The organism is Natrinema salaciae, assembly GCF_900110865.1.
GTDB classification, from domain to species: Archaea; Halobacteriota; Halobacteria; order Halobacteriales; family Natrialbaceae; genus Natrinema; species Natrinema salaciae.
The window spans coordinates 137,983-161,147 of the sequence record NZ_FOFD01000008.1; the positions used below are offsets into that span (position 1 = coordinate 137,983).

16 protein-coding genes are annotated in these 23,165 nt (G+C 65.2%); 5 read left to right on the forward strand and 11 right to left on the reverse strand.

Annotation, left to right across the window (positions count from 1 at the left end; genetic code table 11):
- Nucleotides 1–36: 36 nt before the first annotated feature.
- The 6 genes from BMX07_RS22080 to aglG all read right to left on the reverse strand — a co-directional run bounded on the left by BMX07_RS22080 (nt 37) and on the right by aglG (nt 7,651).
- Nucleotides 37–1,902, reverse strand: a complete 1,866-nt coding sequence (locus tag BMX07_RS22080; protein ID WP_090622663.1) for an asparagine synthase-related protein — start codon at nt 1,900–1,902, stop codon at nt 37–39.
- A 145-nt stretch (nt 1,903–2,047) separates the two neighbouring features.
- Complete coding sequence (locus BMX07_RS22085) at nt 2,048–3,106, reverse strand: PLP-dependent cysteine synthase family protein (RefSeq protein WP_090622667.1); 1,059 nt, start codon at nt 3,104–3,106, stop codon at nt 2,048–2,050.
- A 318-nt stretch (nt 3,107–3,424) separates the two neighbouring features.
- Nucleotides 3,425–4,360 (reverse strand): glycosyltransferase family 2 protein, encoded by a 936-nt coding sequence (locus BMX07_RS22090; protein WP_090622670.1) that lies wholly within the window; start codon nt 4,358–4,360, stop codon nt 3,425–3,427.
- Between the two features lies 1 nt (nt 4,361).
- Nucleotides 4,362–5,720, reverse strand: a complete 1,359-nt coding sequence (locus BMX07_RS22095; protein ID WP_090622674.1) for a sulfatase family protein — start codon at nt 5,718–5,720, stop codon at nt 4,362–4,364.
- Nucleotides 5,721–5,741: 21 nt separating this feature from the next.
- Nucleotides 5,742–6,734: a glycosyltransferase gene (locus BMX07_RS22100; protein WP_090622678.1), complete on the reverse strand. Its 993-nt coding sequence runs from the start codon at nt 6,732–6,734 to the stop codon at nt 5,742–5,744.
- Complete coding sequence (gene aglG / locus BMX07_RS22105; RefSeq protein ID WP_090622682.1) at nt 6,731–7,651, reverse strand: glucosyl-dolichyl phosphate glucuronosyltransferase; 921 nt, start codon at nt 7,649–7,651, stop codon at nt 6,731–6,733. Before aglG ends, BMX07_RS22100 begins: the two co-directional genes overlap by 4 nt.
- 112 nt (nt 7,652–7,763) lie before the next feature.
- Between aglG and BMX07_RS22110 the strand changes: the two genes are divergently transcribed.
- The gene (locus BMX07_RS22110) at nt 7,764–10,715 is read left to right on the forward strand and encodes an oligosaccharyl transferase, archaeosortase A system-associated (protein WP_090622686.1); all 2,952 of its coding nucleotides are present in this window, start codon (nt 7,764–7,766) and stop codon (nt 10,713–10,715) included.
- Nucleotides 10,716–11,108: 393 nt separating this feature from the next.
- On the forward strand, nt 11,109–11,243 hold the full coding sequence (locus BMX07_RS25525) for a DUF7503 family protein (RefSeq protein ID WP_281246991.1): 135 nt from the start codon (nt 11,109–11,111) through the stop codon (nt 11,241–11,243).
- 211 nt (nt 11,244–11,454) lie between these two features.
- On the opposite strand, the gene BMX07_RS22115 is transcribed toward BMX07_RS25525, so the two are convergent.
- The 5 genes from BMX07_RS22115 to glpA all read right to left on the reverse strand — a co-directional run bounded on the left by BMX07_RS22115 (nt 11,455) and on the right by glpA (nt 19,195).
- Nucleotides 11,455–13,533, reverse strand: coding sequence for a hypothetical protein (locus BMX07_RS22115; RefSeq protein ID WP_090622689.1), 2,079 nt, complete (start codon nt 13,531–13,533; stop codon nt 11,455–11,457).
- Between the two features lie 67 nt (nt 13,534–13,600).
- Nucleotides 13,601–14,785, reverse strand: coding sequence for a Cdc6/Cdc18 family protein (locus BMX07_RS22120; RefSeq protein ID WP_090622693.1), 1,185 nt, complete (start codon nt 14,783–14,785; stop codon nt 13,601–13,603).
- Nucleotides 14,785–16,119 (reverse strand): anaerobic glycerol-3-phosphate dehydrogenase subunit C, encoded by a 1,335-nt coding sequence (locus BMX07_RS22125; RefSeq protein WP_090622697.1) that lies wholly within the window; start codon nt 16,117–16,119, stop codon nt 14,785–14,787. Before BMX07_RS22125 ends, BMX07_RS22120 begins: the two co-directional genes overlap by 1 nt.
- A gap of 109 nt (nt 16,120–16,228) precedes the next feature.
- The gene (gene glpB, locus BMX07_RS22130; RefSeq protein ID WP_090622700.1) at nt 16,229–17,521 is read right to left on the reverse strand and encodes a glycerol-3-phosphate dehydrogenase subunit GlpB; all 1,293 of its coding nucleotides are present in this window, start codon (nt 17,519–17,521) and stop codon (nt 16,229–16,231) included.
- A complete protein-coding gene (gene glpA, locus BMX07_RS22135; protein ID WP_090622705.1) occupies nt 17,522–19,195 on the reverse strand; it encodes an anaerobic glycerol-3-phosphate dehydrogenase subunit GlpA in 1,674 nt (557 codons plus the stop codon).
- Between the two features lie 305 nt (nt 19,196–19,500).
- On the opposite strand from glpA, the gene glpK reads away from it, so the two are divergent.
- The 3 genes from glpK to BMX07_RS22150 all read left to right on the forward strand — a co-directional run bounded on the left by glpK (nt 19,501) and on the right by BMX07_RS22150 (nt 23,141).
- A complete protein-coding gene (gene glpK / locus BMX07_RS22140) occupies nt 19,501–21,042 on the forward strand; it encodes a glycerol kinase GlpK (protein ID WP_090622709.1) in 1,542 nt (513 codons plus the stop codon).
- A 3-nt stretch (nt 21,043–21,045) separates the two neighbouring features.
- Complete coding sequence (locus BMX07_RS22145; RefSeq protein WP_090622712.1) at nt 21,046–22,098, forward strand: DUF7973 family transport facilitator; 1,053 nt, start codon at nt 21,046–21,048, stop codon at nt 22,096–22,098.
- 353 nt (nt 22,099–22,451) lie between these two features.
- Nucleotides 22,452–23,141, forward strand: a complete 690-nt coding sequence (locus BMX07_RS22150; protein ID WP_090622717.1) for an HAD-IIB family hydrolase — start codon at nt 22,452–22,454, stop codon at nt 23,139–23,141.
- Nucleotides 23,142–23,165 lie beyond the last annotated feature (24 nt).

Below are 23,165 nucleotides of genomic sequence, written 5' to 3' on the forward strand. Positions count from 1 at the left end.
AACGACTGTGGGACGTGGTGTCATCGATAGTCGTGCCTACCGCGGAGCCACGAGATCGTTTTTCGCAGGATACGAATTGCAGAGAGAGAGCACCGCGTACAGGTCGAAGTAGTTGTTTTCCCCCTCGAGATGGCGTCGGTACAGCGCTTCGATTTCGTCCCAATCGATCATCGCCGGGCACCGTTCGGCGTGCTCCTCGTTCAACAGGTGCGACTCGGCGATATTCGTCTCCCTGAGTACCGCGGCGTTATCGCTCCACGAGCCGCCGCCGGAACCGGAATCGGGAACGATGTTCGTCTTGAAGCTCCGCCACAGCTCTGCGACGCTGTACACCGTTCGCGGGTACGTCAACGGAAGGCCGATCCCCGCTTTCGGAATCTCTGCGAGGGCACGGTTCCGTTCTGTGAGGGTGCGGTTGACGATACTCCGTCGGACGTGATGGCGGTGCGGAACGGACAGCGAGAAGTCGATCACTCGGTTGTCCAGAAACGGATAGTGCGTCGGCAACATCTGATTCGCCGTGTAGTACGTGAAATACGCCTTATTATTGGTTATCGGATAGAATCCACCGGCGTGCGCTAACGCGTCGAGCGACGGATATGTAACGCCATGATGAACGATGCCGTCGGCCGATTCGGTCATATACTCGCGCAACACCGCCACCGGCGATTTGTCGAGCGTCACGTAGGCCGGTTGCGTATTCGTCGACGACCCCCTGTGATACTGGTAGTCGTTGACGATGTACTCGGCGTACGAACTCACGCTCTCGACGGGTTCGAGGACCGGCAACGGAATCGTCCATCCCAGATGCGGGACGGGAACCTCTCGCGTCGGCAGATAAAACCCCTCCAGTATCGTGTCCGCTGTGTGGCCGGAAAACACGGCGTCGACCTCGTCGGTGAGTTCGTCTTCGAACCCCGCGAAGTGCGCCTGGTCGAAAAACGACTGGAAGAGCTGAAAGTCCGCGACTCGCTCGAGCACGTCCGTCAGATAGTCCGGTTCCCGCTGCAGGAATCTGAACGCCACTCCCGCCGTCTCACACGCTTCCCGTGCGATTTCGGCCTCGGTGTTCATCGAGTCGTTCAGATGATAGCCCGTGACGTCGTCGGCCAACAGGGACAGGAGTAATCTCGAGTCGCTCCCGCCGCTGACGAAGAGGCCTTCGGTCGCCGACGGATCGCTGCGCTCTTCGACGCTCCGTTGGATGATCGAGGAGAATTCCCGGACGTGCTCGTCGTACGGTCGATCTATGGGTCGATACCGCGGCACCCAGTATCGCTCGAGCGAGGTCGATCCGGTCTCGAGATCGACCGTGAGCGTCGAGCCCGGATGGAGTTGAGACACGCCCTCGAACGGCGTGTAGATGCCGAACGTTCGCTCGAGTGTGAGAAATTCCGACAGCAGTTCGTCGTCGACCGACGGCTCGAAAGCAGGATGTGCCAGGATGCTATTCAGGTGGGTCGAAAAGAGGACGGAGTCGTCGAGTTCGTCGGTGAAATAGATCGGCCGCGCACCAAGTCGATCCGTGAACAGTGTTGCCTCCGTTCGGTCCCGTTCGAGGATCACTCCCGCAAATTCGCTGTTCAGGCCCTCGACGAACGACGGCCCGTGGGAGCGCAGTAAGTCAGCACAGTACGCTGCGTCCGAGACGTCGGTCCCTTCCCGCGGCGTATAGCCCGTCGAATCCTCGAATCCGATAACGTCTCCCCAGATCCACAGTCGCCGCTCTTCTCGCGTCGTTTCGGGTTGGTGTGCATCGGATTCCCGATGTACTGAGTGGGATATCTGGACGGTATCGTCCCTGTAAACGCCGCCTTCCTCGTGGTCAGCCCATTCGATGGTGTGGTCGATCGCATCGATGTCGTGTTGCGGATCGCCCAGAATCCCACAGATACCGACCATGGGTGCGAGGTTGGGGTGACGGAGAGAAAAGAATCCTCTGCCTACCGACCTGCTCTCGGATCGAGTCGTGGGGTCTCGGTAGGGGTTGGTCGCATCCGTTCGGCTCGCGTTTCCGCGCGGTAGTTTACTCGGACCGGAGTCGGTGCTACTCCGTTCGGTAGCCGCGCTCTTGCATCCACGAGTCGTCGAAAATCGTATCGAAGTACTGCTCGCCACCGTCACAGCCGATCACGACGATCCGCGCGTCCGGCTGATCGCTCGCGACGTCGCGGGCGACAGCGAGTGCCGCTCCGGTGGACCCACCCACGAGAACCCCGTGGTCAGCGGCAGCGCGCCGGGTCTGAACGAAGGCCCGTTCATCATCGACGCTCCGGACCTCGTCGACGTACTGGAACCACATGGTCGGAAGTTCGTGCCCCTTCCCGAGCCCCTCGACATCGGTGTCGTAGGGTCCGGGGTCAGTACCGTAAAACGAAGCGGAGATGTTCGATTGCTGGGCGTCGACGCCGATGACGTGCACGTCCGAACTCTGCTCCGTCACGTATCTGGCAATACCGGAGACTGTACCACCGGTACCCATCGGACAGACGATGTGCGTCACGTCACCCCCCGCCTGTTCCCACAGTTCGGGTCCGGTCCACTTGTAATGAACTGTCGGATTCAACTGATTCGAATACTGGTCCAACCAGACACCGTTCCGTTCCGATGCGATCCGTTTCGCCGTCGTTCGATAGTGCCGTTCGTCGTCGGAATCGACGTTCGGGCACTCGACGATCTCGCTCCCCAGCGACCGAACGTAGCCGATTTTCTGTGCGCTCGTTCCAGCCGGAGTCGTCAGTACGCTATCGTAGCCGAGACGATTAGTCACCAGAGAGACAGCACCCGCGGTATTCCCCGACGACGCTTCGACGACGACATCGTCGGCCGCTAGTCGACCGTCGTCAGCTAACTCCCGGATGATTCCGAGCGCGATCCGATCCTTCATCGACCCGGTCGGATTCTCCATCTCCAATTTGAGCGCGATATCTCCACCGGTCCCCGATTCGGGATAGTCGACGAGCGGCGTTCCGCCGATACGGCTCAGTATCGGATCGTCGGTCGGATACGGGGAGGCGACCCTCTCAGTCGGCCTCGCCTCGCCCGTACTGTAATCACTCGTGCTGGCAGCGTAACTGCCGGGAGCAGGACGTCCATCGTCGCTCATAGTTGTCGCTCTTCGGAAAGGCGACGCGAGGGCGTTTGTTTCGAACGTGACGGCGACACCGCCGTTGCGAGCGTCCCGTGTGATCTGATCGGCGGTATACAGCCGAATACGCGGGATGAAAACTGTGAGGGGGATGTCCCTGACTGTCGCATACGACCGATCTACGACCGCATGCGGTTTAGTCGAATCCGATGCATAGTCAACCTATATCATCCGATACACGATTCGACCGGATGTCAGTGGGGTCCGTATCCGACTCCGAGAACAGTACCAACGGAGACCGCGGTTCGAGCCCGGATCACTTCCGTCCCGTAGCGATCACCGCTTTGCCCACTCGAAGACTCGTGTCGCCGGTTCGCCGCCGACGGCGATCGCGGCGTAGAGGAAGAACTGCGGTTCGAGGGGATAGATCGTGATCGCGCGTCGGAGGAACCGGCGCGCCGTCTCGTACTGCCCGGACGGAAGCGCATACCACGCGCCGATCCGGAACGCGGCCCAGCCGAGCATTTTGCGTTCGAACAGCGCACCGTACGCCGCCGCTCGCGGGCGGTGTTTCCAGAGGAAGCGCGGATACGTCTCCTCGATCAGCGCCTCGAGGTCGTCGGTGATCCGGTCGTGCGTCCCCGCGGCGTTCGTGACGAGCGGGTCGGAAATCGGCTGGACGGTCCAGTTCTCGGAAATACGGATGTACCAGTCCAGATCCTGCCAGCTCGGAAACGCCTCGTCGAGGGGGCCGGCGTCGGCGGCCGCCGTGGACCGAACCATCACGCAGGAGAACGAGCCGATAGCGTTCCGACACAGGAGCTGTCGCGTCACGTCACCGGCGACCGACGCGTCGGTCGTCCGGAGGACCGTTCCGTCGTCGTCGACGAGTCGAAGCGCGGTGTATACCAATCCGAGGTCGTCGGACGCCCGCTGAAAGGCGTCTACCTGCCGGGTCACCTTCGACGGGTTCCACTCGTCATCGTCGTCGAGAAACGCGAGGAATTCGCCCGACGCTTCACGGATACCCGTATTGCGGGCCGCGTTCGCGCCGCGATTCTCGTCGTGTCTGATGACGGTGACTTCGTACGGGAGTTCATCGCGAACTGGCGCGACGACGTCCGTGGCTGGTGTCTCCGATCCGTCGTCGACGACGATGACCTCGAGGCGCTCGTAGGTCTGGTCGGCGACGCTCTCGAGGGATCGCACCAACCGTTCGGGTCTGTTGTACGTCGGGACGATAACGCTCACTAGCGGCGTTCGATCGCTCATCTTACTCCTTGTAGCCGAGGTCGCGTAGTCGGTCCTTGACCGCCTCTTCCATCTCCACGTCACCGAGATCGGTCGCGGTTTCCTCGATGGCCCGTTCGTGATCGTCGATCACGTCTCGTGCGTGCTCGAGGATTTCCGGTTCGGTGTCGACGACGCTCTCCCGTTCACCGGGATCGGTCGTCAGATCGTAGAGTTCCTCGCCGTCGCCGGTCCGAATGTACTTCCACTCGTGGTCGCGGTAGGAGAAGCGACGCTCGCCCGTATTCGTGTTGGCCCAATCGCCGATGAGGTGGTCCCGGGACCACCCGTCGCCGTCGAACAGAGCGTGTAAACTCTCCCCGCGGAAGTTCGACGGCGGCTCGAGTCCCGCGCGCTCGACGAGCGTCGGCGCGACGTCGAGGAGGCCGACGAGTTCGTCGTGGCTGCCACCGGAGCCGGATTCGTCGTCGTACAACAGCGGAACGTGGAGCACCTCGTCGTAGAAGGTCGCATAGTGGCTGAACTGGCCGTGATCGAGGAACTCCTCGCCGTGGTCGGCCGTGACGAGCGTGGTCGCACCGTCCCACGATTCTCGAACGGTTTCGACCAACCGCCCGATCTGTTCGTCAGTAAAGCGGATCTCCGCGTCGTAGAGGTCGATAATGTCGTCGAGCTCTCGCTGAGTGACCTCGTCGGGAGACTCGATCATCTTGCGCCGAAGTTTTATCGCCCGTCGATCGCCGATCGGTTCGTCCCGGAACGCTCGTTGATGGCGCTCCGGCGGGACGTACGGATGGTGAACGTCCATGTAGTGGACCCACAGGAATCGCGGACCGTCGTCGCGGACCGACTCCACCCACTCGAGCGCGTGATCGGTTATCTCGTCGGCGTTCACGTACGCGGAGCCGACGTTCGCGCCCGCGGTCCGTTCGGCGGTCTCGAACGCTTGCGCGAGCGTCTGGTAGAGCAATCCGTCGGAATCCAATCGGTCTTTCACGAACTGGCGAAGCCGTGCGGTCGCCGATGGATCCGTCTTCGAATCGTAGAACTCGTCGAACCCGCGGTCGTACCCGAAATCAGCGCTCAAGTAGAGGTTCGAGTGGAACCCAGCCGTCCGGTAGCCAGCACTGTCGAACACTTCCGAGAGCAGCGTTCGCTTCTCGGAAATCCGCTCGTAGCCGCCGTACATGAGTGCGTACGACGACGTGAGAATCGACGGAAACGAGGGCCGAGTGCTGCATGCATGTGCGAACGCGTTCGTGAAAGTCTCCCCACGCTCGGCAAGCGCATCGAGATTCGGGGTCGTCTCGCGCTCGTACTCGTGCCAGCCGACGTGATCCGCGCGGAGAGAATCGACTGTCACGAGGAGGATATCGTCCATGCCGACAACTGCATTCTCCCGTTATTTTACGGTTGTGATGACCTGTTTATACGTTTCAGCGATTTTCGACCAGTCGAAGGCTCGAGCAAACGATTGCAGCGGCGTTGGGTCCGCCGTCGCGGCGCGCTCCACGGCGCGGGCGATACTGTCCGGCGTCGGATCGCAAAACTCGACGCGGCCGTCGAACCGGTTCTCGGCGCGACCGCGAACCTGCACGGTCGGTACTCCCGCTGCGCCGTACTCGAGGACCTTCAGCGTGTGCGGATCGTCGACGAGACAGATGCCGACGTCGGCGGCGTGAAGGTATCCCGGAACGAGGTGGTGATCGACCGTCCCCGGGAAAACGATGCACTCGTGTGCTGCTGCCGTTCGTTCGACGAGATCCGCGAGCGATCCCGTGCCCAGGACGACCAGCGTCCACCCGTCAATAGCCGTGAACGCGTCGAGTAGGTCACGGATATGATAAATCGGCTCGAGGCCGCCGACGTAGATCGCCACGTTCTCCTCGTCGAACGGGCCGAGTGCCGATTTCGCGCTCGATACCGTCTCCTCGGGGGGGTTCGCGAACCGATCGAACTCGACGCCGAGATCCGTTTTCGTTGCGGACGCGAAGCGCTCGACGCGGTCTTCCTCCTCGGCGTAGACGTACAGTACGTGGTCGGCGATACGGAACGCCGCGTTCTCGAGTTGGCGGACGATCGCCCCGAGCCAGCGTGGATGGGTCGCCTCGAACTGCCTGATCGGGTCGATGTGATCGACGACCAACGGCGTCCCGGTCGCGAGTTTCAGAACCAGTCCGGCGATAGCGCCCGCTCGCGTCGTTCCGACGACGACATCGTACCGATCGGCCTCGCGGAGCGATTGCAACACCGTCTTCGGCGTGGTTCCGCGAAGGGCCACCGCGATCCCGTCGCTGGAGAGGTGATCGGCGATACGCTGTCGTCCGACGCTGATATCGGCCGGTTTGTCCGGTGTGAGCCAGAGTACCCTCGATGTGGCGGACGTGGTAGTCATCGGTACCGCGTGACACCGTACAGGTATCCGACCCCGACGACGACCGTGAAGACGACCAGTGCGAGTAGCTGGGTCGCTCGTCCGATGGTCGGGTCCGTCGCGAGGCGGTGCGCTCGGTGGGGAACGAAATCGAGGAGGAGCGTTCCGAGGAACGCGCTCTCTTCGTCGCTCGAGTCCGGAACGAGGGTCTCCATCGCCCGCTTCGAGTACCCCTGCCAGAAGGCCCGTTCGAGTAGCCATTTCGGGTCCGTTCGATACTCGAAGACCTTGTGCTCGACTGCCGCATCGGGGACGTACCAGACGCCGCGGCCGTACTCGCGTTGCATCCGTGCGCACAGTTCGGTCTCTCCGCCCTGCAGGTTTTTGTCCCCCTTCCGGCCGCCGATGTCCGTATCGAAGCCGCCGAGGTTCAGGAACACGTCGCGACGAAAGGAGATGTTCGAGCCGAACGTGTTTCGAACCTCGCCCGCGCCGTCGGCGAACCCTCGATGGGTGACGCCGACGAGCCAGTAGAACTCTTCCGGGAGGAACTCCGGTCTGCCGGCGACCCACCGCGGCGTCATCTTCCCGCCGGCTGCGATCGCGTTCTCTCCCTCGTACGCCTCGAGCAGGAACTCGATCCACTCTTCGTCGGCGACGGCGTCGTCGTCGAGGAACGCGACCACGTCACCGCTCGCGAGTTCGACGCCGCGGTTGCGACTCGCCAGCAGTCCGCGGTTCTCGTCGTTACAGTGGATCACGATATCGTCACGATCACCGAAGTCCTCGCGAACGCGTTCATAGACGGCGTCGACGCCGTCGACGACGATCACGAGTTCGACGCTATCGTACGTCTGCTCGAGGACGCTCGTCGCGGCCTCACAGAAGTCATCGTACGTCCCGGGGTCGTAGGTACAGAGGATGACCGAAACGTCCATCGGAGCTACGTTCTCGGCCGGGCTCCGTCAGTGTGTCGGACAGTTCTTCGTACCGAAAGACTCCGCAAGTATATGACAAGGCTTATTCTTGGCTTCGGTCTCGTGCAACCTAATGAGCACCGACACCGAACGCGTCGAGGACGGGACCGAAACGTCGGTCCTGACGGCGTGGCGGAACTGGTATCACCTCCCCGTAATCGGGGCCGTGATGCTGTTCATGTTGTGGTTGCGGACCCAGTCGTACGATCGGTTCGTCACCGAGGACGGAACGCCCGCGCTCGCGGGGATCGACTCCTGGTACCACTGGCGATCGATCCAGTGGACCGCGGAAAACTATCCGCACACGATGCCGTACGAGGTCTGGACGGGGTTCCCGACCGGCCACTACGTCGGCCAGTTCGGGACGCTGTTCGATCAACTCATCGTCACCGCGGCGATGATCGTCGGCCTCGGCGATCCGTCGACCCAGACGCTGTACACGGTTTCACTGCTCGCGATCCCGACGATGGCCGCGCTCATCGCGATTCCGGTCTTCTACATGGGGCGGCGACTCGGTGGGACGCTGGGCGGTATCGTTTCGATCCTCATTCTCGCGCTCGCCCGCGGCCAGTTCCTCTCGCGGTCGACCGTCGGGCAGCTCGATCACCACATCGGGGAAGCGCTGTTCATGGCGATCGCCGTGCTCGCGATGATGGTCGCGCTCTCCGTCGGCGAACGCGAGAAGCCGATCTACGAGTTGGTCGCCGACAGGGACTGGAAACCGCTCCGGACGCCCGCCATCTACAGCGCGCTCGCCGGGTTCGCGCTCGCACTGTACATCTGGGTCTGGCCGGCAGGCGTCGTCCTGATCGGTATCTTCGGGACCTTCTTCGCCGTCCAGCTCTGTCTGGACTACCTCCGCGGCGTCTCCCCCGATCACATCGCGTTCGTCGGTGCAGTGAGCCTCGGTGTGACCACCATCGTGACCGCACTGCTCATCGAACAGCCCGAGTTCGGCACGACGTCGTTCAGCTATCTCCAGCCGCTTCTCGCGGCGCTGGTCGCAGTCGGCTGCGTCTTCATGGCGTGGCTCGCTCGAGCGTGGAACGACCGCGGAATCGAGCGCCGGTACTACCCCGCTGCGATCGTCGGTATCGCGGGTGCCGGGCTGGTGGTCATGTGGCTCGTCCTGCCAGCCCTGTACAGTACGCTGATCGGGAACCTCACGGGACGGCTGCTTCCCCTGGGTGCGACCGATGCCGCGCTCACCGTCCAGGAGGTCCAACCGCCGGACAACTTCTTCGACCACGCCTTCACGGAAGTCGGGGCCGCGTTCTACACGATGCTCGCCGGGCTCGCCTTCCTCGCGATCCGCCCACTGTTCGGTCGCCGGTTCCGGGCCGAGCACGCCCTCGTCATCGTCTGGTCGCTGTTCCTGATCAGCATGGCGGCGACGCAGGTTCGCTTCTCCTACTACCTCGTGCTCGCGGTCGCGGTCGTCAACGCCGCGTTCGTCGCGGAGATCGCCCAGCTCTTCGATCTCGATCTCACGAGCAGTCTCGAGTCGCTCCGCGGGATCGAGACCTATCAGGTTATCGTCGTCGTGCTGGTCGTCTTGCTCCTCTTCGCACCGCTGCTCCCGCCGTTAGCCGGCGGTGACCAGGACCAGTCGGTCGGCACTGCCTGGGACAGAGCCGAGCAGACCGGCCCCCATTCCTCCGCGATGACGTGGGAGGGATCGAACGAGTGGCTCCAGGAGAACACGCCCGCGCCGGGCAACTACGGGAACGCGACCAAAGCGGACGAACTCGACTATTACGGGAGCTATAACCCAGGAGACGGGGACTACGAGTATCCCGACGGCGCGTACGGGGTCATGTCGTGGTGGGACTACGGCCACCTGATAACGACCCAGGCCGAGCGGATCCCGCACTCGAACCCGTTCCAGCAGAACGCGAAGTCGTCGTCTGCCTTCCTGACCGCGGAATCCGAACGCCGCGGTGAGCTGATCCTCGATGCGATCGCCGCGGGCGAACCCGTCGCCGATCGGTCCACTGAAGACCTCCAGCAGGCGGTTGCGGAGGGCGAGGGCGACGAACCGATCCGATACGTGATGATCGATTACCAGATGGCCGGCGGCAAGTTCGGGGCGATCACGCAGTTCTCCGGGCCGGATTACGGTCACTACGTGACTCCCGAGGACTACAACGGCCAGCCGGTCAACGCCTCCGAGATCAGGCAGGTCTTCGGCGACATGCCGTACGACGACACGATGTTGTCACAGCTGTACTTCGACGATACGCGGGGGATGGAGCATTACCGGCTCGTCAACGAGGACGCCGACGCCGGGACGGCAGTGTTCGTCAGCTACGCGCAGGTCGACAACAACGGCCAACTCCTCTACGTCAACGGAAACGGACAGCCGGTCTCGCCCGGGCAGGGACGGCCCGCAGTGGTCGTGAACCAGCGCATGCCCCGGTCGCAGGTGGCCCAGCTCCAGAACCACCCGAACTACCAGCTCTTCGACGCCAAGAGCGCGGCGGCCGTGAAGACGTTCGAACGCGTCGAGGGCGCGACCATCACCGGGAACCTCGACGACGCGAACGTCTCCGACACGGCCAACGCGACGGTCGCCGCATCGGTCGAACTCGAGACCAGTGACGGGCGGACGTTCAATTACACGCAGCGAACGGACGTCTCGGACGACGGGAGCTACGAGCTGACGGTGCCGTACGCGACCGACGACGAGCTCGGCGTCGACGACGGCTACACGAACAGTAGCGTCGAGGCCACGGGCGACTACAACGTCAGCGTCATCACGCCCGGCGAACAGGGCTTCCCCGTCGTCCAGTACAGAGGACAGACCGACGTCCCCGAGACGGCGGTCGTGCGGGGTGAGACGATCGACGACGTCACGCTCGAGGAACTCGAGTCCGAGGAGCCGGCGAACGAGACGACCGGGAACGAAAGCGAGACCGGGTCGGGCGACGACGGATCGACGACCGACGGATCGAGCGACAACGAAACCGCGGAGAACGAAACCGCGGCGTCGTTCGAACCCGTCGCCGCCGAACCGGCGCACTGAGCCCGGCGAGAGCGGTCGTCACGAGTCGAGACCCGAACCACGTTTCGAACGACGAACGGTGCTGGAAGACGTGTTCTTTTGCTGCCGTCGGCGATACCGCTCGAGCCCCGACAGACGGCCCCGGTATCGACCGCGGTGCTGATACGGCGGGGCTCGAGGTGCCGGTAGCCCCGTGGACGGTCGCGCCGATCGACACGGCCGGCGCGATCGGTCGCGACGACTCGTACGTCGACCGAGATACCGATGACCTCTCTCACTGGGGCTCACCGAACGCGGCGGCCATGAGTTGCAGCCGATTCTGCACACCGGCACAGATTTTCATTGGTTTATAATAAATACTATATGTAAACATAAGATAAATTTATTACCGATGGCAGCTACCATTGGAATGTAATGTCCGCAAAAGACAGCATGAAGGATTACCTCGCACAGCACCCCCGAATGATCGGCGCAATGTTCACCCTGTTCGTTCTGCTCAGCCAGGCGGGCACGGTCGTTGCGGGAACGTCCTCGCAGGTCGGCCCCTAAAATCCGAGTTCGAATTCGACGCTTCGGTACGCCGTATTTTCTCGCGATCCACTACACGCGCTTCCGCCCCGGTAGCGCCGGACGGAGTCGCATACCCCACCACCGTCGGAACCCGTCGCTCACGGTTCGATAGTGGCGGAAAACGACATGTATTCGGTCGGTCCGACCCGCGTGTCGAAGCGTCTCGCCCGCCGGGCGAACTGACGTGCTGTCAGTCGATCAGCGCGGGGCCGATCCCGTCGTTCCACTGCAGTTCGTCGTCGACAATGAGCGGCAGTTCGGTCCACGTGATATACTCGTGGAGGGAGTCCCGTGTGACGTTCGAAAACGGCGTTACGCCCGGGCTCAGATGCCGATCGGACACCGTATGAAGGGTCGACTCGGTCGCGGTGCCCAGCTTGAACTCCTTCGTCGAGTAGGATCGAATGGCGAAATCGAACCCGTCGGCGCTCCGCTCGAGTTCGATGACGGCGGGCGCGCCGCCGTCCGACTGGGCGATATCCGCCGATCCGTCACCGACGATGAGGTACTGATCGCCCAACAGCGAGTTCGCCCGGGCGATCTCGAGCGCACCCCGGAGCGAGAAGCCGCGGTTGAGCAGCCTCGCCATCGTTTCGCCGGCGTCGACGGCGTGGTCGTTGTTGACGTCGGCGTACGTACTGACGCCGCCGAACGCGCCGCGCCGCGTGAGCGCGAGTCCCTGTTCGTAGGAGCGACAGGCGTTCAGGAAGAACACGCCCACGTCGACCGACGGGAGGGTTCTGACGTCCAGTTCGCCGTCCGGACAGCGGAGTCCGTCCTCGGTCGCGTGGCCGATGTAGTGGAAGAAGTCGTAGCCGCCGTCGGTGAGTAACTCGGCGAGCTGATCGGTATCGACGCCGAACGCCGAGCGGATCTCGAAGGGGAGCAGCTCCCGGTTCCCGTAGGCCCCGTCGAGGAGGTCGTGTTCGTCGATCATCCGGGCGTCGTTACAGACGAGCAGGATCTCGATCGACTCGTTTCTCGCGTCGCGGGCCATCTGGTTTCGATACGCCTCGAGCGTCGCTTTCGAGGCGCGCTGCGGGATGCCGTCCCCGAACCAGGCGTGCTCGACGGACTCGTCGGTAACGGCGGGAACGACGAACGACGATCGATCGAGACCGGAAGACTCCGACGGGCCGCTGGCGCGGGTCGCGGATCGGACGAGCCCGGAGAGCTCTCCGGAGCCGGGTATCGTCTCGGGCTGTTCGCCCCGCGAGTCGCGGACGATCCCGAGCTCGTTGACGAGAAACGGTAGCAGTTCGACGGTGTCCGGATCGTCCGGCACGTGTGCGGTCAGCGGCCAGCGCGGGATGTACGGCTCGAGTCGCTCGGCCGGGACGTCGAGATACCGCTCGAGTCGCGCCGGAAGGTCGGCCTCGTAGATGTCGGCGAGGTCGTACGGGAGTTCGGGTTCCAGTTCCCGGCGTTCGTGGAGTTCGTACCGGAAGATCCCCTCCGTCCTCGTCAGACACTCGAGGAAGAAGAACCGTTTCAGCAGTCGAGCGATGGTGTTCTCGAACTCGGGCCCGTCCGTCGGGAGGGCTCGTTCGAACCGACCGGCTTCGAGCGCCGGCCGGGAGCCCGGCCGAACGGTCGCCCCGAGAAAAAACGCCAGCGGTGCGGCCCGGTACAGCGACAGTCGATCCGGCGGGACGGTCAGCGTGACGTCGCCGTCGGGGGCGCTGACGGCGTCCGGTATCTCGAGGTCGTCGCCCAGTTCGATCAGCGGCGGGTGGCCGCGCAGCGTCGGCCAGGTTCGTTCCGCCGTGGTCGTCTTCAGGGCCGACGGCAGTGCGGAGACCGCCGCCATCATGGACTCGACATCGGGCGGCGTCGTAATGGTCGCGGCCGGCCGCTCGTGGAGGGAGCGCATGCCGAGTTCGATCGACACCTCCCGATCGAGAGTGATCCGGACGGACGTGACGCCGACGTCGATCGTGCCCGCCACGTCGATCCGGCAGTAGAGTTTGATCGGGCCGCTCAGTCCGATGAACTGCAGTTCGTCGTCGAGTCGGATCGTTTCACCCGTGTCGAAACTCGCGTCGCTCTGTCCGGTCCGATCGTGGATCGTGACCGAGTAGGGCTGGTCGAACACGAGTTCGTCCGTTTCGATCACGCACGTCGTATCGACCGGAAAACAGAACCCGGCGGGTTCGATCTCCTCGGGTGAGACCGGACCCGACGTTTCGACCTGGAGGCGGCGTTGCTCGATCGAGTCGTGCACTTCGAGCCCGGGGGGAGCGGTCGTCTCCGAGAACGTGATCGTCATATCTCACCCGTTATTGAATGCACTCATTCCCCCCACGGTCAAAAAGGATTGTATCCACCGGTCCGGGTCAGGGATCGCCGCCGTCGTCGTTGCCCGGTGCCGCGGTCGTCGTGAGCGCTCTGAACGCGATCGTCGGAAACCGCGCCTCGACGGTGCTCGGCTGGCGGCCGCTCCCGCGTTCGTCGGTCGGCAGCGGCACCCGTTCGATGACGCCACGATCCGCGAGTTCGTACAGGAACCGCTTGACCGTGCCGGCGGTCAGCGACGACCGATCGGCGATCGCGGCCGCGATCTCGCGAATACGGCGACCGCTCGACTCGAGTTCCGCGAGCGCGAGTAACACCTGCTGGCGGGTCTCGGAGAGTGCGAGCGGGCGACCGACGTGGACGCCGGAGTCGGGGACGTCGCGTCGCGCCGCCTCGAGGTGAGCGGGGGCGATGTGGTCCGCGTCGTCCTCGCTCGCGAGCACGGTGGCTCCGAACAGGGCCGCGAGCGCGTCGTGGGCGTTACCGTTCGCCCAGCCGGCGAGCTCGCGAACGACGTCGTGGTCGAGTGCGCCCGCCGCGAGTCCCGTCGACGCGCGGTCGGTCACCACGTCGACGAGTTCGTGATCGCGATAGGCCGGGACGGTGACGGTCGCTCCCTGGTGGTCGTCGGGTTCGCGCTGGCCGACTGCGACGGGGGTGACGCGGTCCGCGACCGGAGCCAGTAGCTCGCGAACGCGGCCAGCGCCGAGCGTCTCGGGTTCGTCGTGGTGATCGATCGCGACGATCGCGCGTCGGTCGGGACGGGCGAGCCTGTCACACAGTCGTTCGCGTAGCTCGTCGGTGCCGACGCCGCTCTTGGGGACCGGATCGCTCGAGATCCCCGAGAGCACGGCCCGGTAGAAGGCGAACGGGCTCTCGACCCGCCGACCGTCGACGGTGACGAACCACGTCACCGGGTCGGTACTGCCGGCCCGCGTCGTCGTGCCGATCGCGCTGCTCGAGCCGCCGAACTGATCGTTCATCGCGCCGAAGACCGCGGTCACGATCGCCGACGTTCCCGAGCCCGCGGGGCCGACGACCGCGATCGGCGGCGGGAGCTCGCCGTCGAAGACCGGCTCGAGCGTGTCGAGTAGTTGTTCGAGGACGGGTCCACGGCCCACCGGCTCAGGTCTGTGAACGACCGGACTGAGGTGGTCGCGGTCCACGACGACGCGTCGCCCGTTCCGTGCCGATCGTCGCCGGGCGATTCGCTCCTGCAGGTCCATTACTGCGCGCCTGCCTCCGTCGCCGCGCCGACGAGCGCCGCCTCGAGCACCTCGAGCGTGTGGGTGATCTCGTAGCCGGTTCCGTGTTCCATCTGCATCGAGCAGGTCGGACACTCCGTGAGCCCCGCCGTCGCGTCCGCGTCTTCCATGTGGTCGAACATTTCTGCACCGATTTTCATTGACGTCTCGTAGTTCTCCGCCTTCCAGCCATACGTGCCGGAAATGCCCGAACAGGAGTCGCCGACGTCGTGGGCGTCGACCCCCTCGATCGCGGACAGCACCTCCGTCGTCTGCCCGTCGAGGCCCTGATTCCGGGCGTGACACGGCGCGTGGTAGGCGAAGTCCTCGAACTCGTCCCCGACCGACGTCCCCTCGAGTTCGCCCTCGAGGTCCTCGTGAACCCGGAGATACTCGACGGCGTCCCAGGTGTTCTCCGCGACGTCCTCGGTCCCGTCGAAGTCGAACAGTTCGGGGTACTCCTGGCGGAGCGACATCGAACAGGAACTACAGGAAGCGACGATGTCCGCACCCTCCTCGAGCGCCGCGGCGAGTTCGCGGACGTTCGTCTCGGCCGACCGGCGCGCGTCCTCGAGCATCCCGTTGGCGAACATCGGCGTCCCCGAACAGTGCTGCTCGGGGACCATGATCTCGTAGCCGAAGTGTTCGTAGACGCGGACCAGGGCCTTCGCCACCTCGGGCGTGTTGTAGTTCGCGTAGCAGCCGTGGAAGTACGCGATGCGCTTGTCCTCGTTTCGCACCTGCGCACCGCCTCGAGCCGTCCACCACTCCCGAAAGGTCTCCGTCGCGAACGCCGGGAACTCCCGCTCGCCCGTGATCCCGAGCACTTTCTCGCCCAGCCACTGGGTCACCGACAGCCCCATGACGAAGTTCGTCGTCCGCGGGAACGCGGCCCCGAGCGGGGCGAGTCGCCGGTAGTTGGCGAGAATCCGATTGCGGACGTACTCCCGCGAGAACGTGTCCATCTGTTCCTCGACGTACTCGCCCCGGGCGGTGTTGTGCATCTGCGAGAGCGGGACGTCGGAGGGGCAGGCGCTGTCACAGCGCATGCAGTTCGAACACTTCATCACCGAGTCGTCGATGTCCTGATCGTCCTGGCGCTTGAGCCGCCACTGTTCGGGGCCCTGGAACTTCGGCCCGGGGAACTCGTCGTCGACCTCGGCGACGGGACAGTTGGTGTCGCAGGTCGAACACTTGTAACAGTTGTCCGCGCCCGGCCGGAGGTCCATCTCCTCGGCCTCTGGAAAGACCTGAATCGGCTCGAACTCGTCGTCTCCCGGTGCGCCATCGTCGGTCGGTCGTTCTGCATCACTCATCGAATCACCGTAGTCGGTCGGTCGCTGTCGGTCGCGTCGTGCGGTCGCCCTGTCTCCCGGTCGCTCGGCGGTCGCTCGAGTCGGACCCTCGGGAGGGGGCGGTCGCGGATCATCGACCCCCCTCCGTCCCGGCGCGTCGGCCGGCGACGTAGCCCGTCGCGAGCGACACGCCGGCACCGGACTTCTCCGCCGCGAAGTCGTAGCCGCCCAGTACCGCGCCCGCGGCGCGCAGGTTCGAAAACTCGGGGTCGGCGGCGGCGTCGAGCGGGCGGAGGTCGCGGTCGACCGCCAGCCCGAACCGCGCGTAGGGCTGGTCGCCGAAGGCGTCGTCGACGAACCAGTCGTAGCGGTCGGTCGGGTGCGGGACGTGGCAGTCGAAGATCGGTTCGAACACCCGTTCGCGTTCCGACCGCACGCCCTTCCCGACCAGTCCGCCCGTCGCGAGCACGTACTGGTCGGCCCGGTGGGGAATTTCGGTCCCGTTGCGGTCGACGATCACGTGGTCGATCCGTTCGGGGTCGGTCGGGGTCGTCTCGTACTCGACCACCGGAACCCCGGTCGTCACTCGAACGCCCGCGTCCTCGAGCGCCCCGTAGAGCAGGTCCTCGAGTCGCAGTCCGGGGAGGCTCGGCGGTCCCATCGGGACTTCGAAGACGTCGACGCCGAGCCGGTCCGCGAGTTCGGCCCTGACCGCGTCGGTCCGTTCGTCGCCGAGGACGGCGGGGAAACCGACGCGAGACGCGTCCTCGAGATGCGGGCGGACGGTTTCGGCGAGGGCCTCGCGAGCGGTCGCGTCCCCCCCAGCAGTCCGGACGGTCTCCGGCTGATCGAGCAGGTGCGCGTACCGCGTGACCTTCGCGTCGTCCCGGGCGATGCCCGGGAACCGAACGGTCACGCCGCGGGCCGCGAAGGGCGCACCCGCCGCCTCGAGGTGTGCGGCCGCGAGCGGTGCCTCGAAGTCGGGGAGCGTCTCGAACCCGACGAGCAGGGTGTCGCGGTCGTCGCTCGCGAGGCCGGCGGCGGTCCCGGCCGGGTACCGCGCGGTCGGCTTGACGGTGCCGCCGTGGGTCGGGACGAGCGCGTTCGCGTCGGTGTGTGCCCCCGCGTACGCGTCGCCCGCGACGTCGTCGAAGAACGAGAGGGCGTCGTGGACCGCCTCGATACCCACCCGCTCGTAGGGGTGACCGTCGGGGAGGTCCGCGAGCGCCTCGAACGGATCGACGAGGGGGCCGTCGCCGGCCGGCGTGTAGCCCAGCACGTCGATCAGCCCGCTGGCGTGGCGGAGCGTGCTCTGCTTGGCGGACACGAGCCGAACCTGTACGTCCCGGTCGGCGGCGGCGAGCGCGGCGGTCGCGCCGGCGAGGCCACCGCCGACGATGAGGACGTCGTCTTCGATCGCCATTCAGCGATCGCCTCCGTCGAACGACGCGAAATCGACGGCCGCCGGCGCGTTCGCCGGATCGCGATCGCGGTTCATCGTCGTCGCGTGCAGCGCGTAGTTCAGCATCGCCTGGGAGAGCTGCTCGCCCCACAGCGCGTGGCGCTCGCCCTTCCAGCGCTCCTGGTAGAGCTCGTCCAGCGCCTCGCGGACCGTCTCCTCGTCGTAGGCCGGGTGGAGCTCGTTCGCCATGTTCTGACAGCAAAAGCCGCCCTGACAGTTGCCCATCGAGGCGCGGGTGCGGATGCGAACCGCGTTCAGGTCCGAACCCGACTGGGTGATGGCGTCTCGAATCTCCGCGCGCGTTACGCCTTCACACTGGCAGATCACGGGGTTCGCGTCGTCCGTCTCGAGCACCTCGCTCGCGCGACTCCCCAGTCGCTGCTTGCTCCGGCGGGCCACCGGCGAGCGCAGTCCGAAATCGTCCATCCCCCGCTCGAGGGCCTCGAGGTTCTCGCTGCCGGGGAGTGGTTCCTCGGCGGTCGCACAGCCGGCGGTTGCGCCGAGCTTCTCGCAGACGTGGTCCGAGATCTCTTCGGCCATCGCCCGGTAGGTCGTGAACTTCCCGCCGACGATGCTCGACATCCCCGAGACGCCGTCGCGATCGGCGTGGTCGAGCAGGAAGAAGTCCCGCGTGATGTCGGTCGGGTCCTGTGTCCCGGTCCCCGGGGGCTCGTACAGCGGCCGCACGCCCCAGAACGAGCGGATCGTCCGGGCCTCCTGGAGGATCGGGACGAGTTCCGAGAGGGTGTCGATCATCTGGTCGACTTCCCATCCCGCCTCGGGGTAGTCGTCCGGGTCCGAGACCTCCTCGTCGGTCGTGCCGAGGATGGCCGTCGTCTCGTGCGGGACGACGATGTCCGCGTCGCCTTTCGGTCGGCACCGGTTGATGACGGTGTCGACCTGCCGGACGTTCATGATCGTCATCACGCCCTTGGAGGGCCGAACCTCGATCTCGAGGTCGGCCATCGCACCGATCTGACCGGCCCACGCGCCGGTCGCGTTGACGACGTACTCGGCGGTGATCTCCTCGGTCGTCCCCGGCGTCTTGTGGGTGCGCTTTCCGGGACCGGAGTCGTGTCGGACCTCGACGCCGTAGATGTCGTCGCCGTCGCGCAGGAGATCGATCACCTCGGCGTGGGTCTCGACGCGCGCACCGTGGTTCTCGGCGTCGATCGCGTTCGCGACGCAGAGTCGGAACGGGTCGACCGCACCGTCGGGAACCTCGATCGCTCGCGTCACGTCGCTCGCGAGGTAGGGCTCGACCTCGCGGGCTTCCGCGCCCGACAGGACGCGGGCGGGGATTCCGCAGTCCCGACAGCCCTCGAGTTTCTCCCGGAAGTAGTCGTCCGAGTCCTCGGGCCGCTGGACGAACAGCCCGCCGGTGGGCTCGACGCAGTGGCCGGCGATCTCCCGAAGGATCTCGTTTTCCTCGATACACTCCGTCGCGCTGGCCTGGTCGGAGACGGCGTATCGCCCGCCGCTGTGCAGCAGGCCGTGCATTCGACCGGTCGTCCCGTCCGTGAGGTTGCCTCGCTCGACGAGCGTGACCTCGAGGCCGCGCATCGCCAGATCGCGGGCGATGCCACAGCCGGTCGAACCACCGCCGAGTACGAGAACCTCGGTATCGCGTGCCATTCCTTCGTTGGCCCCTACGGACACCCGCGTCTTTACTTTATCGACGGTACGAGAACGCCCATAACAATTGACTGGTCTCGAGGAAACGCGGCATCGAACGAAGCCGCAATTCGCCGACGGGATGGAGGCGAGCCGCGCTAAAGTGCTGAAAAAAATCGTGTTCGGCCCCACAGCCGTCGACCAGCTCGATTGCGTTATGATATTTGGATTATGGATTTAGCAACATTTATAATGATCGTAGAAATTGTTTACCAGTAGCACGCTGCCGACAGTAAACGCGGCGCGTGGGAGTCTGGGTGACCACTATGACAGAGAATACCTATGTCGGTGCGGTAGACCAGGGAACGACCGGGACGCGCTTCATCGTGTTCGATCACGAGGGGCAGGTCGTCGCGAACGCCTACGAGAAACACGAACAGATCTACCCGGAACCGGGCTGGGTCGAGCACGACCCGATGGAGATCTGGGAGAACACCAAGGACGTCATCAGGCAGGCGCTCGGGCAAGCGGGGGTCAGTCCCGACCAGCTCGAGGCCATCGGCGTGACCAACCAGCGGGAGACGACGCTCCTGTGGGACGCCGACTCCGGTCGGCCGGTGCACAACGCCATCGTCTGGCAGGACCGCCGGACGACCGACCGCGTCGAGCAGCTCGAGGACGACGATCTGGTCGGGACGATCCGTGAGAAGACCGGACTGGAGGCCGACGCCTACTTCTCGGCGACGAAGGCCGAGTGGCTGCTCGACAACGCCGATCCGATCAAACTCGAGCGCTCGCGGCCCGAGGACATCCGCGACCGCGCGGAGAAGGGTGATGTCCTGTTCGGCACCATCGACACGTGGCTGATCTACAACCTCACGGGCGAGCACATCACCGAGGTCACGAACGCCTCGCGGACGATGCTGTACAACATCCACGACCTCGAGTGGGACGACGACCTCCTCGCGGAGTTCGACGTTCCCGAGGCGATGCTCCCCGAGGTGCGGCCGTCGAGCGACGACGCGACGTACGGATCGACCGATCCGGACGGCTTCCTCGAGGCCGAGGTTCCGGTCGCGGGCGCGCTGGGCGACCAGCAGGCCGCCCTCTTCGGGCAGACCTGTTTCGACGCCGGCGACGCGAAGAACACCTACGGTACCGGGTCCTTCTTCCTGATGAACACCGGCGACGAGGCCGTCGAGAGCGACCACGGCCTGCTGACGACGATCGGCTTCCAGCGCTCGGGCGAGGACGTCCAGTACGCGCTCGAGGGCTCGATCTTCATCACCGGCGCGGCGATCGAGTGGCTCGAGGACATGACGCTGATCGACGACCCGGCCGAGACGGCGGAGCTGGCCCGCAGCGTCGACTCGACGGACGGCGTCTACGTCGTCCCCGCCTTCACGGGACTGGGTGCGCCCCACTGGGATCAGCGCGCACGCGGGACCATCGTCGGCATGACCCGCGGCACGCGGAAAGAACACGTCGTCCGCGCGACCCTCGAGTCGATCGCCTACCAGACGCGCGACGTCGCGGAGGCGATGGAGGCCGACTCGGGGATCGAGATGCGGTCGCTGAAGGTCGACGGCGGCGCGGTCAAGAACAACTTCCTCTGCCAGCTCCAGTCGGACATCATCGGCTCCGAGATCGTTCGTCCGGTCGTCGACGAGACGACGGCGCTGGGCTCGGCCTACGCGGCCGGCCTCGCCGTCGGCTACTGGAGCGACCCCGACGAACTCCGGAGCAACTGGCAGGTCGACGCGGAGTTCACACCTGAGATGGATCCGGACGCCGCCGATCGGCGGTACGACCGCTGGTCGGACGCCGTCGACCGATCGCGTGACTGGGCGCGGGACGGTGAGGAGTAATCCATGTACGGGACGCTACTGCAGATTCCGGTCATCGGCCTGGAACTCGGCGAGTTCGCCGTCCTGCTCATCGCCGCCCTCGCCGGTGGTGCCTTCGGCGCCGCGATCGGCGCGCTGCCCGCGTTTATCTTCACGGGTTTCGTCGTCTTCCTCGGCGAAGGGATCAACATTCTCAAAGGCGAACTCGGCGGTGACATCGCGACCGATATCACCGCGGTCATCGGCTTCGGAATGGTTACCGGTCCGCACATCGCCTTCGCCGGCGGCGTCGCCGCGACGGCCTACGCCGGGCGGCGGTACCCCGAGATGGAGCCCGACGACTGGGACTACCACTTCGGGAAGAACATCCTGTACGCGTTCGGGACCAAACCCGACATCCTCGCGGTCGGTGCGATCTTCGGAGCCCTCGGGATGCTCATCACGCAGGTGATGACCGAGCTCGGCTTCCCGACGGACAACATCGCCCTTTCGGTCGTGGCGACGGCCTTCATTGCCCGACTCGTGTTCGGGTACCCGATCGTCGGCAAGGTCGGCGGCGCGAGCATTCTCGACATGACGCCGTTTGAGCGCGAGGAGAAACGCGTGGCCGCCGACGGCGGCACCGAGACCGCCCGGCTGGCGACCGAACCCTGGCTGCCCCACCAGTACAAGTGGTCCGGCGTGACGGCCATCGGTATCGTGGGCGGTATCCTCGGCGGTTACATCTGGCTCGAGACCGGGAGCATCTTCATGGGCTACGCGATCTCAGCCATGAGCCTGCTCTTTCTCAACCTCGGCGTCGAGAAGATTCCCGTCACCCACCACATCACGCTCCTGGGTGCGGTCGGCGCGGTGATCGCGATGCCGGCCATCGGGAGCGAACCGGTCGCCCTGCTGGCCGCCGGCGCGTTCGGCGCGATCAGCGGTCTGATCGGTGAGCTGTCACAGCGGGTGTTCTACTCCCACTCCGGGACGCACGTCGACCCGCCGGCGATGGCCATCGCGGCGTTCATGTTCGTTCTCGGAATCCTCTACCTGGCCGGGCTCCTGCCCAACGCGGGCTACCTCGCTCTCTGAGGTGGACGCGGGGAGCGAACGCGTCGGGGGCTTTTCCCTCGAAATTCTGTAACGGATACCAACAGCCGGTGAGACACCACGGCGGAGTGATTGATCCTCGGTGACGGTCCGTATCGAGAGCGCGTCGACGCACGGTCGGCGACACACACCAATCTCGCGGCGCTACTCCCTATTCGCAACCGATCGGCGGAGTGCTTCGATCGTGACACAATAGCTGGACACGATCACGGAAGCGACGGCGCCCGAACCGAAACGGACGTGAGAGCGGTCCGTCCCCGTCACCGCCTCGAGTGCGACCGCGGAGCCGATTACCGATCAGATCGCTTTAGGTGCCGGACCGCTCATCTGCGGTCATGGCAGCCGATCCGCCGCTCGTCCTCGACGTCGACGGCACCCTGACCCGCCCCGAAGGGTGGGGAATCGATCCTCGCGTCTTCGATCCGCTCCGCGAGTGGGACGCACCCGTCGTGATCGCCACCGGGAAGGCCTTTCCGTACCCCGTCGCCCTCTGTCACTTTATCGGCATCCCCGAACTCGTCGTCGCCGAGAACGGCGGCGTCGTCTACACCGGCGACGACGTCTTTTTTACCGCCGATCGGGCGGCCGCACAGGCCGTCGTCGAGGAGTACCGCGCCGCCGGCTACGACCCGGGCTGGGGGCCGGAGGACACCGTCAACCGCTGGCGCGAGACCGAGATCGCCGTCAACCGCGAGCAGCCGGTCGAACCGCTGCGCGAGATCGCCGCCGAGTACGGCCTCGAGGTGATCGATACCGGCTACGCCTACCACGTCAAGGACGCCGATCCGACCAAGGGCGAGGGGCTCGAGCGGATCGCCGATCACATCGGGATCGACCCCGCGGACTGCGTCGCCGTCGGCGACTCGATCAACGACGTCTCGACGTTCGAGACCGTGGGTCGGAGTTTCGCCGTCGCCAACGCCGACGAGGCAGCGACGGCGGCCGCCGACGAGGTGTTCGACGAGCGGCACGCGGACGGCACGCTCGCGGTACTCGAACGGGTTCGCGGCGCGAACAGCGCGTAGGAACGCAGGTCGAGGGACCTCGAA

Bases quoted from the DNA above. Each gene is read 5' to 3' on its own strand.
- aglG (WP_090622682.1), bottom strand. From the start codon at position 7,651: ATGGACGTTTCGGTCATCCTCTGTACCTACGACCCCGGGACGTACGAT.
- glpK (WP_090622709.1), top strand. From the start codon at position 19,501: ATGACAGAGAATACCTATGTCGGTGCGGTAGACCAGGGAACGACCGGG.
- BMX07_RS22095 (WP_090622674.1), bottom strand. From the start codon at position 5,720: ATGGACGATATCCTCCTCGTGACAGTCGATTCTCTCCGCGCGGATCAC.
- glpA (WP_090622705.1), bottom strand. From the start codon at position 19,195: ATGGCACGCGATACCGAGGTTCTCGTACTCGGCGGTGGTTCGACCGGC.
- BMX07_RS22100 (WP_090622678.1), bottom strand. From the start codon at position 6,734: ATGACTACCACGTCCGCCACATCGAGGGTACTCTGGCTCACACCGGAC.
- BMX07_RS22150 (WP_090622717.1), top strand. From the start codon at position 22,452: ATGGCAGCCGATCCGCCGCTCGTCCTCGACGTCGACGGCACCCTGACC.
- BMX07_RS22110 (WP_090622686.1), top strand. From the start codon at position 7,764: ATGAGCACCGACACCGAACGCGTCGAGGACGGGACCGAAACGTCGGTC.
- BMX07_RS22120 (WP_090622693.1), bottom strand. From the start codon at position 14,785: ATGGACCTGCAGGAGCGAATCGCCCGGCGACGATCGGCACGGAACGGG.
- BMX07_RS22125 (WP_090622697.1), bottom strand. From the start codon at position 16,119: ATGAGTGATGCAGAACGACCGACCGACGATGGCGCACCGGGAGACGAC.
- BMX07_RS22145 (WP_090622712.1), top strand. From the start codon at position 21,046: ATGTACGGGACGCTACTGCAGATTCCGGTCATCGGCCTGGAACTCGGC.
- BMX07_RS22090 (WP_090622670.1), bottom strand. From the start codon at position 4,360: ATGAGCGATCGAACGCCGCTAGTGAGCGTTATCGTCCCGACGTACAAC.
- BMX07_RS22085 (WP_090622667.1), bottom strand. From the start codon at position 3,106: ATGAGCGACGATGGACGTCCTGCTCCCGGCAGTTACGCTGCCAGCACG.
- glpB (WP_090622700.1), bottom strand. From the start codon at position 17,521: ATGGCGATCGAAGACGACGTCCTCATCGTCGGCGGTGGCCTCGCCGGC.
- BMX07_RS22115 (WP_090622689.1), bottom strand. From the start codon at position 13,533: ATGACGATCACGTTCTCGGAGACGACCGCTCCCCCCGGGCTCGAAGTG.
- BMX07_RS25525 (WP_281246991.1), top strand. From the start codon at position 11,109: ATGTCCGCAAAAGACAGCATGAAGGATTACCTCGCACAGCACCCCCGA.
- BMX07_RS22080 (WP_090622663.1), bottom strand. From the start codon at position 1,902: ATGGTCGGTATCTGTGGGATTCTGGGCGATCCGCAACACGACATCGAT.